13 protein-coding genes are annotated in these 14,001 nt (G+C 55.9%); 7 read left to right on the top strand and 6 right to left on the bottom strand.

Translation table 11 applies throughout. From position 1 onward, the window contains the following. Positions 1-17 precede the first annotated feature (17 nt). The 5 genes from ACR0E6_RS10350 to ACR0E6_RS10330 all read right to left on the bottom strand — a co-directional run bounded on the left by ACR0E6_RS10350 (position 18) and on the right by ACR0E6_RS10330 (position 5,111). On the bottom strand, positions 18-1,022 hold the full coding sequence (locus ACR0E6_RS10350) for an ABC transporter ATP-binding protein (RefSeq protein ID WP_480582939.1): 1,005 nt from the start codon (positions 1,020-1,022) through the stop codon (positions 18-20). A gap of 11 nt (positions 1,023-1,033) precedes the next feature. Further along, on the bottom strand, positions 1,034-2,062 hold the full coding sequence (locus tag ACR0E6_RS10345) for an NAD(P)-dependent oxidoreductase (protein WP_480582936.1): 1,029 nt from the start codon (positions 2,060-2,062) through the stop codon (positions 1,034-1,036). Between the two features lie 8 nt (positions 2,063-2,070). Then, the gene (locus ACR0E6_RS10340; protein ID WP_480582933.1) at positions 2,071-2,880 is read right to left on the bottom strand and encodes a carbohydrate ABC transporter permease; all 810 of its coding nucleotides are present in this window, start codon (positions 2,878-2,880) and stop codon (positions 2,071-2,073) included. After that, positions 2,880-3,767 carry a carbohydrate ABC transporter permease gene (locus tag ACR0E6_RS10335; RefSeq protein WP_170622694.1) on the bottom strand — a complete coding sequence of 296 codons (888 nt, stop codon included), beginning with the start codon at positions 3,765-3,767 and terminating at the stop codon, positions 2,880-2,882. Before ACR0E6_RS10335 ends, ACR0E6_RS10340 begins: the two co-directional genes overlap by 1 nt. 90 nt (positions 3,768-3,857) lie before the next feature. Further along, positions 3,858-5,111, bottom strand: coding sequence for an ABC transporter substrate-binding protein (locus ACR0E6_RS10330; RefSeq protein ID WP_480582930.1), 1,254 nt, complete (start codon positions 5,109-5,111; stop codon positions 3,858-3,860). 696 nt (positions 5,112-5,807) lie between these two features. On the opposite strand from ACR0E6_RS10330, the gene ACR0E6_RS10325 reads away from it, so the two are divergent. The 6 genes from ACR0E6_RS10325 to ACR0E6_RS10300 all read left to right on the top strand — a co-directional run bounded on the left by ACR0E6_RS10325 (position 5,808) and on the right by ACR0E6_RS10300 (position 11,722). Next, a complete protein-coding gene (locus ACR0E6_RS10325) occupies positions 5,808-6,725 on the top strand; it encodes a substrate-binding domain-containing protein (RefSeq protein ID WP_480582927.1) in 918 nt (305 codons plus the stop codon). Between the two features lie 73 nt (positions 6,726-6,798). After that, positions 6,799-8,334: a sugar ABC transporter ATP-binding protein gene (locus ACR0E6_RS10320; RefSeq protein ID WP_480582924.1), complete on the top strand. Its 1,536-nt coding sequence runs from the start codon at positions 6,799-6,801 to the stop codon at positions 8,332-8,334. Positions 8,335-8,375: 41 nt separating this feature from the next. After that, entirely contained in the window at positions 8,376-9,329 is a 954-nt protein-coding gene (locus tag ACR0E6_RS10315) for an ABC transporter permease (RefSeq protein ID WP_480582921.1), read from the top strand. Beyond that, positions 9,326-9,736, top strand: a complete 411-nt coding sequence (rbsD, locus tag ACR0E6_RS10310; protein WP_480582917.1) for a D-ribose pyranase — start codon at positions 9,326-9,328, stop codon at positions 9,734-9,736. The genes ACR0E6_RS10315 and rbsD overlap by 4 nt, the downstream gene beginning before the upstream one ends. After that, entirely contained in the window at positions 9,733-10,677 is a 945-nt protein-coding gene (locus ACR0E6_RS10305; RefSeq protein WP_480582914.1) for a ribokinase, read from the top strand. Before rbsD ends, ACR0E6_RS10305 begins: the two co-directional genes overlap by 4 nt. Before the next feature lie 52 nt (positions 10,678-10,729). Then, positions 10,730-11,722 (top strand): LacI family DNA-binding transcriptional regulator, encoded by a 993-nt coding sequence (locus ACR0E6_RS10300; RefSeq protein WP_480582911.1) that lies wholly within the window; start codon positions 10,730-10,732, stop codon positions 11,720-11,722. A gap of 172 nt (positions 11,723-11,894) precedes the next feature. Here ACR0E6_RS10300 and ACR0E6_RS10295 read toward each other — a convergent pair whose 3' ends face one another. Beyond that, positions 11,895-12,824, bottom strand: a complete 930-nt coding sequence (locus ACR0E6_RS10295) for a LysR family transcriptional regulator (protein ID WP_480582909.1) — start codon at positions 12,822-12,824, stop codon at positions 11,895-11,897. A 46-nt stretch (positions 12,825-12,870) separates the two neighbouring features. Between ACR0E6_RS10295 and ACR0E6_RS10290 the strand changes: the two genes are divergently transcribed. Next, on the top strand, positions 12,871-13,830 hold the full coding sequence (locus ACR0E6_RS10290; RefSeq protein ID WP_480582906.1) for a hypothetical protein: 960 nt from the start codon (positions 12,871-12,873) through the stop codon (positions 13,828-13,830). Positions 13,831-14,001 lie beyond the last annotated feature (171 nt).

Here is a 14,001-nt window from a genome sequence, read left to right as displayed (position 1 = left end):
TCTTCTTCCAACTTGATTCAGGCGGCAATCGGCCGCCCTTGGTCATTGAATTTATGGATGAATCCCGGTTGGGGTCGCAAGTGGATGGTGTCTCCTACATCTTGGTTCTGCTGACCATCAAGGCTTACGGTCAGAACACCTGCATCCGGAACCCGCACATATAGAATTGTGTCGTGGCCCAGCCGTTCCACCAGAGTCACTTTGCCTTCCCATGCGTCGTCAGCCTGACCGACGGCAAAATGCTCGGGCCGAATGCCCAAGGTCGAGGCACCTACGGCCTGAGCATAACGGCCCTTGACGAAGTTCATCTTGGGTGAACCGATGAACCCCGCGACAAACTCGGTGGCGGGGTGGTTGTACAGGTCCATTGGGCTGCCGACTTGTTCGATATAGCCGCCGTTCAGGACCACGATACGATCCGCCATGGTCATTGCCTCGACCTGATCATGGGTGACGTAGATCATCGTTGTTGCCATACGTTGATGCAGTTCACTGATTTCCACCCGAGTTTCCGAACGAAGCGCCGCGTCAAGATTCGAAAGCGGTTCGTCCAGCAGAAAAACCTGCGGGTTGCGGACAATGGCGCGACCGATGGCCACGCGCTGCCTTTGACCACCGGACAGCTGGCCCGGTTTACGGTCAAGGAATGGGTCAAGTTTCAGCGCATCGGCGGCCTCTTGCACCTTCTTTTGGATTTCATCTTTCGAACGGCGCTCAAGATTGAGCGAGAACCCCATATTCTCGGCCACTGTCATTTGGGGGTAAAGCGCATAGGACTGGAACACCATGGCAATGTCGCGTTGGCGCGGCGACAGATCGTTGGCGCGTTTGCCGCCAATCATCAGATCGCCTCCGGTCACTTCTTCAAGGCCTGCAATCATCCTGAGCAGCGTAGATTTTCCGCATCCGGAAGGGCCGACAAAGACGATGAATTCCCCGTCTGCAATCGACAGGTTGATGTCGTGAAGCACTTCGACATTACCATAAGCCTTGGACAGGTTCCTGAGTTCAACTCCAGCCATCTCTTCCTCCCTTACCCGGCCGCCAGTGGCGCACGGATGATGTTTCTTACGGTATCCAAAGACGCAGCTTGCAGCCGCCGTTCAGGGGACCCTGACAAAATCGCTTCGACGTCATGCAGGATCATGTCTCCAATCGGGTGGCGGCCACCTTCCACGGCAGCTGCACGGTGCGGCGACCAGATGACATTGTCGACCTGTCGCAACGCGGCGCGCTTGGACACCGGTTCTTGTGGGAACACGTCGCTGGCGACGCGAATGCGGCCAGCGCTGGCGGCCTCAACAAGGGCGTCGAAATCGACGAGATGAGACCGGCTGATCACAACAACCAGCGTCCCGGGTTTCATCTTTTCGATAAGGGTTCGGGACACAAGCTGATAATTCTCGTCGGTGGGCGTTGCCGCGATGACGACAAGGCGGTTGTTGGTGGTCACTTGCTCCAAATCGCAGAATTCGACACCGTCAAACACTGTTCCGCTTGCTTTCAGCCACGGATCATAGGCTTCGATCTTTGGGGAAAATGGCGCAAGAAGACGTACGCATTCCTGCGCGATGGACCCGAATCCGACAAACCCAATGCGTTGACCGTAAAGCGAGAAATCCGTGCCGATATTGTCGTTGAACCACCTTTCGGATCCGACGCGGAAGCGTTCGTGCTCATCAACGATGCCGCGACTGCCTGCGATCATCAGACCAAGCGCCATTTCCGCGACCGAGCGTCGAAATCCCGGCGCGCAAGACAACACTTCGATACCGCGCTCGAAACACGCACCATAGTCGAGACCGGTTTGAAAGGTGCCCGATACCTCGATCACAGCCCGGAGGTTTTTGGCGCCATCCAGCTCTGGTCGGGTCAGTTCCGGTTTCGCTGCCACCACAAATTCTGCCTCTGGCAGATGGGCCAGAAAGTCCTTACGCGGCATCGGCCAGTTTACGCCACCATGAATGTCGCAAAGCTCGCCCAAGGCGGTGTAGGCAGACGGTCGGAATAATTCTTCCAACTGGCGAAAGTGTTGATCCAGGATGAGAAGGGGTTTCGACATGTTTCGCCTCACTTCACCGCGCCCGCGGTCATGCCGCGCACGAAGTGGCGTTGGAAGAACAGGAACAAAAGAACGACCGGGATCGCCATGATCACGGTGCCGCTGGACAATCCGGTCACGTCGCGGGTCATGGTGCCCTGAAAGTTCAACAGACCCACCGACAGCGTGCGCATTTCGTCCTGGGTCAACAGAAGCAGTCGCAGCAGCAGATCGTTCCAGCTCCAGAGAAACTCAAGCAGCGCGGTTGTGACCACTGCGGGTGTGGCAATCGGCATGACGACGCGGCGGTAAATCTGAAACTCGGTCGCACCGTCGATCCGGGCCGCTTCGTGCAGCGCCTTGGGGACGCCCTGAAAAAACGATGAGAACATGAAGACGAAAACCGACACGGCCAGGGCAAGGTCCGCGAAGATGACACCCAGATGGGTGTTGAGAAGGCCAAAGGACCGAACGATTTGAAACAGCGGCAGGACAATGGCCGTCACAGGGATCATCAATCCAATCAGGAACAGGATTTGCAGCACCACCTTGCCGCGAAACTCCATGAAAACCATGGCATAGGCCGCAAGCGAGGCGATAAAGATCATGACGACAGCATCAACGACCGAGATGATCAGGGTGTTGAAGAAATACACGCTAAAGCCACCATCGGTCCAAACGCGCGCATAATGCTGGAAGGTCAGGCTGATCGGCGGATACCACGGCGGGTTCACCAATTCGGTCGTGGGCTTGAGCGATGTGAAGACCGTCAGAATGAGCGGAGAGACCATCACAACAGCGATGACGCCCAGAATGAACAGCAGAATCCAGCGTCCCATCACCGATCCTCTCTGTTCTGAATCTGCATGTAGATGATCGTTGCAATACTGACGATCACCAGCAGCGCGACGCCAATGGCCGACCCATAGCCATACTGGTTCTCCAGCGCCCCGCGTTTGTACATGTAGGTCGATAGAATTTCGCTGAACCGGATCGGGCCACCCTGAGTTGTGGCCCAGACGATGTCGAAGACCTTGAACGATTGCGTGAGTGTCAGAATAAAGACCACAGCCGTCACAGGCCTCAGGGCGGGCAAAGTGACATAGCGGAAGGATTGCAACGGATTTGCGCCATCGACCCGCGCGGCTTCGTACAGGTCCTCGTCAACGGCCTGAAGTCCGGCAAGGAAGATGATGACGCTCAACCCGATTGTCGACCAACTATGTGCCAAGGCCAGCGCGTATAACACCACATCGGGGCTGCCCAGCCAGGGGGTGGCGAAAGCCCCCAACCCGATATTCTCAAGCACCTGATTGATGACACCTGTCGGCTGATACATCCACCGCCAGATCGTGGCGACGGCCATCGGAGAGATCACGACCGGAAGAACGATGCATGTCTGGATCAGCAATCGCGCTTTCCAAACCCGCGCGAGCATAGCGGCAATCACCAGGCCAAGACCGACATTGATAACGATGATCACGCCGGACCAGACAAATGTATTCCGAAAAGCCTCCCAGAAGATCTTGTCAGAGAACAGTTTTTGATAGTTCTCCAACCCGACAAAATTCCGCTCGGGGCTGATTCCGTCCCAATCGGTAAAGGAATATTCCAGCACCGAATAGGTCGGGTAGATCGCAAAGACGATGTAGATCGTCAGCGCGGGCAGCAGAAACAGAACAGGGTTCAGGCGCTGCGCTAATTTGGAATCCGGGTCGAGAAACATGGCTCCACCTTCGACTAATGCGAGTGGTTCTTTGGGAGTGCGCCGGTCCACAGGCACGGCGCCCATGGACCGGCGTTTTGCCGAAAGGCCTTACCGTTCGGCGATGCCACCGGGCAGCATGATTTCACCGGCTTCCTTCGCGGCGGCCCATGCGGATTGCATTTCCGCAGTGAATTCTTCGGGCGTCATGACATCCAGAAGCAGGGCTTGCAGCCCATCATAAGAAACCGTGGTCAGGCTTCCCGGTGTGATGGTGTCCAGAAACGCCGGAACGGATCCGTTTGCCGCGTGATCGTCCGATGCTTTCCAGATGTCCACGGCCAACGCGGGCATCTGGGCCTCGCTCAGCGCCTGATCAAGTGGGCCGACAGGAACTGTGCCGGCGTTCAACAGCGCGACGCGACCTTCTTGCGACGCGAACATATAGTTCATGAAGTCAATCGCGGCGTCTTTGTTGTCAGAGCTTTCGCGAATGTACCAGCCACTGCCGATAGAGTTGGTGGGGTGGATTTTCTGGCCATCTTCAAGTGGCGGCACGGCGAAGACGCTAAAGTCGTCGATGCGATCACCTGCGGCCTCGGTTCCGCCCCCGATCACCCAAGGTCCGGTGAAGGTCATCGGCACTTCACCGGCCCAAAACCGGTCCATCAGTTCACCATATCCGATTGCAACCGGTGTCGGTCCGAACCAGCCCGCTTTGCTTATCTCTTGCAGTTTTGCCGAGGCAGCCACAAAGGGCTCGTCAGTCCATGCGCCGTCGCCAAATAGAACGCCCTCGATACCTTCGGGACCCGCGTAGCGACCAAACATCATCGACTGCCAGTGCGACACGGGCCATTTGTCGGCAGCACCGAGACCAATGGGTGTATCAAAGCCCGCCTCTTGCAGTTTCGCCACGGCGGCCTCCATGTCAGCCCATGTGGTGGGCACTGAAATTCCGTGTTCGTCAAAGATTGCCTTGTTGTAGAACATACCGGTCGTCTCGACCTCGTTCCCAAAGGCCCAAAGCTTGCCGTCGCTTGATGTCTGCACCACGATGCCTTCGGGGATTGTGCTGCTCCAGTCATTTGCGAAATAGGCATCTGTCAGATCTGCAACGAGACCGCCCGCAATAAGGGCCGCCGGTTGACCCGGGCCGGTTCCAAACGAGAAAAGATCAGGCCCTTCGCCAGCCGAAAGGGCGGGGATCAAAGCAGGGTTAAACAGGTCGGAAGAGTTCTTGACGATTGTCACCGTAACATCCGAATTCTGCGAATTATAGGCTTCGGCGAGATCATCGTAGATATTTGTTTGGCCGGGTTCCCCGGCAACCCAAACAACCACTTCCGACTGTGCGTATGTCATTATTGGCACTAAAGAAATCGCAGTAGCGATCGCACTGGCTGTGACAAACCTTTTCATGTTTTTCCTCCCAGTTTCGATGATTCTTTGTTCAAAATGTATACGATTACATAAAAATGTAAACGAATACATTTTTGCAGCGCTGAAGGCCGGCCAAATGCAGACTTAGAAATTTGAGATCGTCTGTTCTCCAATACGTTTGCTGAGCATCGCGCTGAAACAGTGTGCACACCCGAACTGTAAGGCGAGGCATGATCAACGTTGCCTGAACCGGCTTGGCCGTTCTAAACCGCGGGGCAACGGTATCAAAACCGGCGATTTCGGGTGCCAGAAAACAAAGCTGTTTCAGCACTTATTTCGCGACGGTTTCGATGGCGAATCATTGCTTTCACGAAATGTTCGGAAAGTGCTTCCGTTGCCTTTCGGCTGCGAAAATCATCGTTGCGCTTCGGCGTTGGTCCCTGGTTCCGTCGTTTTTAGTCGTCATAAATCCGCTGCGTGGCGAACGGTCTGTAAGCGGTTGAAAATAATAAGGTAAATTTTCCAAGACGCGCCGTAAGTGTTTTCGGCGGGTCCTCAATATTCAATTATGAAACGTTTCATATTGACAGAAAAGCGATTCGATGGCTTCGTATAAAGACGGTGGATCGGCGTGAAAGACTGCCTTTCCGAACAAGCTGAAAACCTAGGGAGGCTCTTATGAAGCTCATGAAATTCGCTGCTGCGGCAGCGACCGGAATTCTATTGTCCGCAGGTATGGCGGGGGCTGACGATAAACCGGTTGTTGGCCTGATCATGAAGTCGCTGGCCAATGAGTTTTTTCAAAACATGCTGGTTGGGGCAGAGGCGCACGCTGTCGAGCGTGGCGACTATGAACTGATTGCCGTCGGGATGCAGAACGAGACGGATTTTGAATCCCAGATCAATGCGGTTGAGAACTTTATCACGCAGGGCGTCGATGCAATCGTCGTTGCCCCGGCAGATTCCAAGGCGATGGTCCGCCCGCTGAAACGCGCGATGGAAGCGGGAATCATTGTGGTCAATTTTGACGTCGCACTGGACGAAGGCGCAAAGGAACAGCAGGGCGTGGAACTGGCTTTTGTCGGCCCGGACAATCGCGGCGGGGCGAAACTGGCGGGTGATGCGTTGGGCAAAGCTCTGGGCGAGGGTGGCAAGGTCGTCATCATCGAAGGCAACCCCGGTGCAGACAATGCCAATCAGCGGCGCATGGGCTTCGAAGACTCGGTTGCGGAATACAAGCTTGACCTGCTCGACAGCCGCACTGCGCATTGGGAAACCGAAGAAGCCAATCAGGTTTTTTCGACCATGTTGACGGCAAACCCCGATATTCAGGGCGTGATGGCAGCCAATGACTCGATGGCCATCGGTGTGGTCAAGGCGCTGGAATCTGCGGGGCGCGACGACATTCTGGTGGTCGGATTTGACGCGATCCCAGCGGTTCTTCCGATGATCGAGGATGGTCGCTTGCTTGCGTCGGTGGATCAGTTTGGTGCCGACATGGCCGCGAATTCGATCGATCTGGCCCTCGAAGTCATCGCCGGTGGGCCGCAACTGGAAGGGTGGGTCAAGACACCTATCGAACTGGTTACCAAATAAGACGCAACTCCTGCGGATGCCCGTTACCCCTCTAATCGGGCATCCATCACTCTGGCTGAACAAGGTCGATCCAATGTGCGCTGATACCTCACTCCTGACTGTGAAGAACCTGCGAAAGTCCTTTGGTGGCGTGCATGCTCTTGACGGGGTAAGTTTTGACCTGATCGCGGGCGAGGTCCACGCACTTGTTGGCGAGAATGGCGCCGGAAAATCGACCCTTATCAAGGTGCTTTCCGGCGTCCACCCCTTTGACGAAGGCACAGTGGAACTGGACGGACAATCGTATAAGCCGTCAAACCCGCATGACGCAAAAACAGCCGGAATTCAGGTGGTTCATCAGGAGTTCAATCTGCTCAACGATCTCAGCGTCGCGGAAAACATCTCGATCGAACATCTGCCGCGCAAACGGTTTGGCATTCTGGACCGGGGCGAAATGAAGCGCCGGGCTCGGCTGGCACTGGATGCAATCGGGCTAAGTGACATCGACGTTTCGACCCCCGTAAGAACACTTGGGATTGCGCATCGGCAGTTGGTTGAAATCGCCCGCGCCCTGCAAAGCGAAAGCCGCATCCTTATTCTGGACGAGCCGACAGCCACGCTCACCGAGCGCGAAACCGAGCGGTTGTTCGAGATCGTGGCCGGGATCAGGGCGAAGGGCGTAACCGTCGTGTTCGTATCGCATCATCTGGAAGAGGTCTTTGCCATTTGCGAGCGTGTCACGGTGTTCCGCAATGGTCAGACGGTCGTGACCAAAGACATATCAGACGTAACATCGGCGGACGTTGTCCGGTATATGGTCGGGCGCGAGTTGGAGGTCGACGCCTCGCATGCGCGCGAGGTCAAACAAAGCAGCGACATCGCCCTTTCGGTTCAAAACCTGCGCACCATGGCCAATCCCGGGCCCGACGGCGTTTCTTTTGATCTGCACAAGGGCGAGATTCTTGGGATTGCCGGATTGGTGGGTGCCGGACGCACCGAAGTTCTGCGGGCCATATTCGGGGCCGATCCAACTGTGTCGGGACAAGTGTTCCGCGACGGTGCGCCGTTGAACATCAAGGGCCCAAGAGATGGAATCTCGGCCGGGATCTGTTTCGTGACGGAAGACCGTAAAGAAGAAGGTCTGATCCTCGATATGCCGATAGCGGCAAACACGACGCTGGTTGATCTGGCCTCGGTAACAAAGCGCGGGCTTCTGGACTTTGCCGAAGAAAGACGACTGGCGACCCAAAGCGGTGCTAGACTGCATTTGAAATACGGGAAACTGTCGGATGCGGCCTCCAGCCTGTCCGGCGGCAACCAACAGAAAGTCGTTTTGGCAAAATGGCTTGCACGGAATCCCGACATTCTATTGCTGGATGAGCCGACACGCGGTGTCGATGTTGGTGCCAAGGCAGAAATCTACTCGATCCTGCGCGATCTGGTGTCCGAAGGTATGTCCATGATCGTTGTCTCTTCGGAACTGCCCGAACTGATTACACTGGCGGACCGTATTCTCGTCATGGCCAATCACCGCATTCAGGGCAGCCTGGAACGGACGGAATTTTCACAGGAACGAATCCTGCATCTCGCCTACGGGCAGCAGAGCGACACTGAAAGGAAAACGGCATGAGCACGATTGAATCAATTCCGCCTGCATCAAGGGAGAACGCTGTGTCTTTACGATCTATCGTCAACAATGCAGGTATCGGATTGGCCCTGCTTGTGATCGTGGTTTTCTTTTCGATTGCCAGCGAACATTTTCTGTCTGCCAATAACATCACCAACATTCTGACGCAGATTACGATCAATCTGATCCTGGCCGTTGGAATGACCTTTGTGATCCTGATCGGAGGCATCGATCTGTCCGTCGGGTCCGTCATGGCCTTCGCCGCCATTGTGGCAGGCAAAGCCATCACACTGCCCGGAATTGGCGAAACAGAGCTGATCATTCTGGCCGTATTGGCCGGTGTTCTGGCGGGAACCTTGTGTGGGGTTTTGAATGGGGCCATCAGCGCCTACTGGGCTTTGCCCTCTTTCATCATCACTTTGGGCATGCTGAACATTGCCCGGGGCGCAGCACTTCAGATCTCGGACGCGCAAACGATCTACTCTTTTCCGTTTGCCTTCGAAGAGTTTGGCTCAAAACTGATCTATGGCGTGCCGGTGGTCTTTCTGGTTGCTCTTGGGTTGGTCGCAGTTGCCTGGTTCGTGCTGAACCGCACCGTTTTCGGGCGTCTGATCTATGGGATCGGCAACAACGAAGAGGCCGTGCGCCTGGCCGGTCATCCCGTGTTCTGGTATAAGGTCGCAGCCTTTTCGATTTGTGGCATGACCGCCGGGATAGCAGCGATCATATATATGGCACGACTGAACATCTCCTCTCCGATTGCAGGAATTGGGTTCGAACTGAACGCAATTGCGGCCGTCATCATTGGTGGCACCAGCCTGAGCGGTGGTCGTGGATCAGTCATCGGAACGCTTTTGGGGGCCATCATCATCGGCGTGTTGGCCAATGGTCTGATCCTGATCGGCCTGAGTGACTTCATGCGGCAGATGATCACCGGTGTTGTCATCGTCGTGGCGGTCATTCTTGATCATTATCGCGCAAAGTATTCGGCGTCGTGAAACGCGGCGTCCTCCTGAACCGGCACCTGAGCGCCCTCGTTGCCGAGCTTGGCCACCTCGATGAAGTTGTGGTGGCTGACGCAGGGCTGCCACACCCTAGGGGCGTCGCCGTTATCGACCTCGCTGTGACTGCCGGCGTGCCCGATCTGCAGCAGGTCCTGACAGCACTGGGAAGTGAGTTGATTGTGGAACACGCGATACTTACGACCGAAGCCAGCACGATAGTCACCGGCAAGATCACTGACCTGCTGACCGTCTGGCCCGCAAATCATGGGGCGGTGGTAGGACAGTCCGTCCTGCCCCATGCAGAGTTCAAGGTGCGAACATCACAGGCAAAGGCAATCATTCGCACAGGTGAAACCACACCTTTCGCAAATGTCATTCTGGTGTGCGGGGTGGCGTTTTGACCCGTATTGCTGTTGTAGGAAGCATCAATGTCGATCTGACATCGTATCTCGAGCGCTGGCCCGGAGTGGGCGAGACGGTCGCGGCGGGCAGCACCCAGATTACACTTGGCGGCAAGGGTGCCAATCAGGCAGTGGCCGCTGCAAGGCTGGGCAGTCAGGTGACGATGATCGGCGCCGTCGGCAAAGACAGTTTTGGCCACGACGCCGTTGCCGACATTCGGGCAGCGGGCGTCGAATTGCGGGTTGCCGAGCTGCCGGATCGGTCCTCGGGCATGGCATTTATCGATGTTGGACCCGATGGAGGGAATATCATTCGTCTTTCGCAAGGGGCGAATGCTGTCATGGACGCGAAGATGGTTGAACGCAACGCGGATGCCCTGCGGCAAAGCACTGTTGTGCTGCTTCAAAACGAGGTTCCGATCTCTGCATCTCTGGCCGCCGCGCGCATTGCGCATGAAGCCGGAGGATTGGTCATCATGGATCCCGCGCCCGCGCCCGTTCCGTTCTGGAGTGAATCGATCCTGAAGGCCTTCGACATCATCACACCTAACACGCATGAAACGCACCTCATTCTCGGAACCTTGCCCACCACACTGGATGAGGCACGCATCGCCGCACGCGCGCTGTGTCGTTCGGTGCGGCGGGGCGCGATAGTCACAATGGGCAGGCTGGGTGTCGCCTGGTGCATTGATGGCGAGCACGGTCAGATGACCGCGCCGAATGTCCCCGCAATCGACACTGTTGCAGCGGGTGATTGCTTTAACGGTGCCCTTGCACACGGATTGGCCGCCAAAGAGACCATCGATCAGGCCATAGTAACCGCAATGGATGCAGCGGCGTTTGCAACCACGCAGCGCGGGGCGTCAACATCCGCGCCCTTCAAACACCAACTGGAAAGTTTCAGGAAAAGGTCATATTCCCACTGTTTGGCAAATGGTTGAGAATACCAATTGTGGCCGTAAAATATGCGGCCAGGCTGAATCGGGTTCGGATATGGCAACTGTAAAGGATGTGGCCAGGCTTGCGGGGGTCTCGGTCGGGACGGTGTCAAAAGTGCTGTCGCATGACAGCACGGTAAAACCAGCGCGACGCGAGAAGGTTCTTAAGGCGGTCGAGGATCTTGGCTACAAGCCAAATCAGGCCGCGCGCGCATTGCGCACGAAGAAGGTGAATGTGATTGGACTTGTTGTTCCGGATATAACCAACCCGTTCTTTGCAAAGCTGGCGATGAGGATCGAAAAAGAGGCATCAGCGCGCGGCTACACCGTGATGCTGACAACAACCATGGACGATCCGGAAACAGAAGCACGTCAGATCTCGGCATTGCTTGAACAGTCGCTGCACGGGCTTGTCATTGTCGCAACAAACGATTCCAGCAACGCCACACTGGGGAACTCTGACATCCCGATCGTGTCTCTGGACCGTCGCTTCGGCACTGCGGGACTTGTGAGTATCGATCATTCCGCATCAGCCGCAAAAGCGGCCGATTATCTGCTTGATCTTGGCCACAGACGGATAGCCTACCTGGCCGGTCCACAAGACACCGAAGTTGGCAGGCTTAGAAAGCAGGGTTTTGTCGAAGCTGTCGAACGGTTCGCATCAGGTGCTGACGATGTGGCACTTAATGTACTGGAAGGCACGTTTGACTATGACAGCGGCGAGGCACTTGCGCGGCAGGTTCTCACCCAATCTGAAACGCCCAGACCAAGTGCGATAGCAACCGGAAATGATCAGATGGCAATTGGTGCATTGCGAACAGCAAACGATCTTGGATTACGAGTGCCCGATGACCTGTCAGTGGTCGGGTTTGACGACATTGACCTTGCACTGCATGTAATCCCCCGCCTGACGACCGTTTCACAACCTGCAATGGAACTTTGCCACGCAGCGGTAACCCGCCTGCTGGATGGAAAGAACGTTTTCGATGAAGATCTTATGATTGAAGGTTCTGTCGTCGTTCGAGGATCTTCAACTGCCCCCAGGTAAAATCCACAGGAAGTTTACAGTGCCTCGTGCGAAGCGACCTCAATGGAAATTCGCACAATTGGAGCTGGCCTACCCACCATTTCGCAGTTGGAGAGCGGTTGCTTTAACTTCATTGATGCGCCCACTCCGGTTGACCCCAATGCACCAAATGTTGGCCGTGTGCGAACACCGTCTAAACAGCGCCCAGGCAGAGCTTCTTCAACCAGATTGAAAACGGATTCCCGTGATCGGCACGGAACATCAGCGTGGCCGTCGCTTGAGGCATCGCAAACGGAGTTGGTTGGGCCAACATCCCCAAAAGCCGTGCTGTTTTCTCGAACGGCGCGCGCAATGTCGTTATGAGTGCATCTGTCTCCGAAGCAAGGTTTAGCGCAGCAGAAAAGTTTGATGCGTAGCAAACGACATGGCGATCGATGCCGTGTTTTCGAAGAATCTTTTCGACCGGCCCTTCTTGCACACCACCTAATCCAACAAGGACATGTCGAGATGCGCTCCAAACCTTTGTTGTCGGATTCCGGCTGTATTCATGCGTTTCGGGCGTGAACGTGCACCACTCGAGTGGCGCAATTCTGTGCAGAACCAGGTTCGTGTCCGATTTTTGGCGGCCAAAGCCCAAACCAATGTCTGCCTTGGAGCTTAAAACGGCCTGCCGCGCCATGTTCCCTTCAAGGAACTCAACGGAAGCGAGCGGAGCCGCGTTCGCGATGTCGCCGATGAAATCCGTGAACAGCGACGTGCAAAGATCCGGCGTCGCAACACGAATGCGGCGTGTGGTCGTAGCAGGGTCAAACTCGAAATCGGTTGTGAACATCAGTTTTGCGGCTTCGGCCGCGGCTGTTACACGGGGATGCAACTCTTCGGCGAATGGAGTGAGCCGCATCGCCCATCCGTCACGAACAAGAATCGGATCGCGAAAATGGTCGCGCAATCTCGCAAGGCTGTGCGACATTGCAGACTGTGTGCGACCTACGGCGTAAGCTGCGTCCGAAACGGATCGTCGGTCCAGAAGCGCATCCAATGCGGTGATCAGGTTCAAGTCGAGGGCTGCGAGGCTTCCATTAACCTTGCTCATGCAAGCATTGTATTCATCGATTTGATTCATGTCATCTGCTCTGTCAGCGTTGCAGTATCATGAGCCGAGAGGGGATATGACTGTGAAACTGGCCTCGAAAACACTTTGCCTCCTTGCTGCCAGTGTACTGGCCACACCTGCCCTGGCACAGGGTAGCGCGTTTGATCTTAACGGGACTTGGGAAAGCATTGCTTGCGAACTGCGCCCACAGGTCGGGCAGGATGGCGTCGCACCTTGGTACCTTAAGCGTTCGATCACGTTTGCACCCGGCCGCATCGATGCGCATTTCACCACTTATTCCGATGCCAACTGTTCCGCACCGCTTCTGGAGTTGAAGTTTGGCGGTGACGTCAACATCCTCGGGGCATCCGAAGTGGCGCAGGGCGCACGTAACGTTGATCTGACCGTCAACGACTATCTGACCATCACGCCGCAGTTGGAAGGCTTCGCGGGGATTCTGAACTCAGCCGAGACGGGCGCTTGTGGACCTGAAGAGTGGTCCGTCGGCAATGAGCAGAATGTGTTTGAAACCGGATGCTCAGTCATGGGGATAGCGGCGAATGCGCCTACCACAGAATATGAGGTGCTCTATGTCTCAGCCGGCCATCTCTACTTTGGCGCGCGGCCTGTTGACGGCATGCCGCTGGCCCAACCCGACGACCGTCCGACAGCTTTGCAGATGCCACTCAGGCGATTGAAGGGAGGAAAGACCCAGAAAGTAGGCGCGGATGATCTGCGTGTGCCGAAACATGTTGAGATCGTTTTGTTTGAACAAGCGGACGGCGCAGACCCCTCGGATGTTCGATCGTTTTTTGAGACCATCACGCAAAAAATGAACCAGAACGACACGCTGCTCTACCGTACCGTGGGCCAAGGTGAAAACGGTATTTGGCTTTGCGTAAACTATTGGACCAATCGCCCAGATATGGAGACCCTGAACGCGCAAGCACAAAGCTGGGCGGACGAGTTTGCGGCCATGGGCGAACTGGTCAAACCAAAGAGCTTTCGACTGACCAGCTACGACACGGGGCTCTAGCGATTCAGCGTTTGTCTCGCTTCAGCCTGACCGTTCGCTGTCACCAAGCGAACGGTCGTTCCGTCTCGCCGTCCTGACCTCTTCCGCAACCGAAATCGATCAAGCGGAGCGAATGCCCTTGTTGCGGATTGCGCGGGCAACGTTAGCGAGCAAGATCGAACGGCCGCCTAG

Source organism: Ruegeria sp. AP12 (assembly GCF_056540025.1).
The sequence above is the reverse complement of the archived record's forward strand: the minus strand, read 5'-3'. Positions and strand labels throughout refer to the sequence as shown.

Coding starts and splice junctions, on each gene's coding strand:
- ACR0E6_RS10350 (WP_480582939.1), bottom strand. CDS start 1,022: ATGGCTGGAGTTGAACTCAGGAACCTGTCCAAGGCTTATGGTAATGTC.
- ACR0E6_RS10345 (WP_480582936.1), bottom strand. CDS start 2,062: ATGTCGAAACCCCTTCTCATCCTGGATCAACACTTTCGCCAGTTGGAA.
- ACR0E6_RS10340 (WP_480582933.1), bottom strand. CDS start 2,880: ATGGGACGCTGGATTCTGCTGTTCATTCTGGGCGTCATCGCTGTTGTG.
- ACR0E6_RS10335 (WP_170622694.1), bottom strand. CDS start 3,767: ATGTTTCTCGACCCGGATTCCAAATTAGCGCAGCGCCTGAACCCTGTT.
- ACR0E6_RS10330 (WP_480582930.1), bottom strand. CDS start 5,111: ATGACATACGCACAGTCGGAAGTGGTTGTTTGGGTTGCCGGGGAACCC.
- ACR0E6_RS10325 (WP_480582927.1), top strand. CDS start 5,808: ATGAAGCTCATGAAATTCGCTGCTGCGGCAGCGACCGGAATTCTATTG.
- ACR0E6_RS10320 (WP_480582924.1), top strand. CDS start 6,799: ATGTGCGCTGATACCTCACTCCTGACTGTGAAGAACCTGCGAAAGTCC.
- ACR0E6_RS10300 (WP_480582911.1), top strand. CDS start 10,730: ATGGCAACTGTAAAGGATGTGGCCAGGCTTGCGGGGGTCTCGGTCGGG.
- ACR0E6_RS10295 (WP_480582909.1), bottom strand. CDS start 12,824: ATGAATCAAATCGATGAATACAATGCTTGCATGAGCAAGGTTAATGGA.
- ACR0E6_RS10290 (WP_480582906.1), top strand. CDS start 12,871: ATGACTGTGAAACTGGCCTCGAAAACACTTTGCCTCCTTGCTGCCAGT.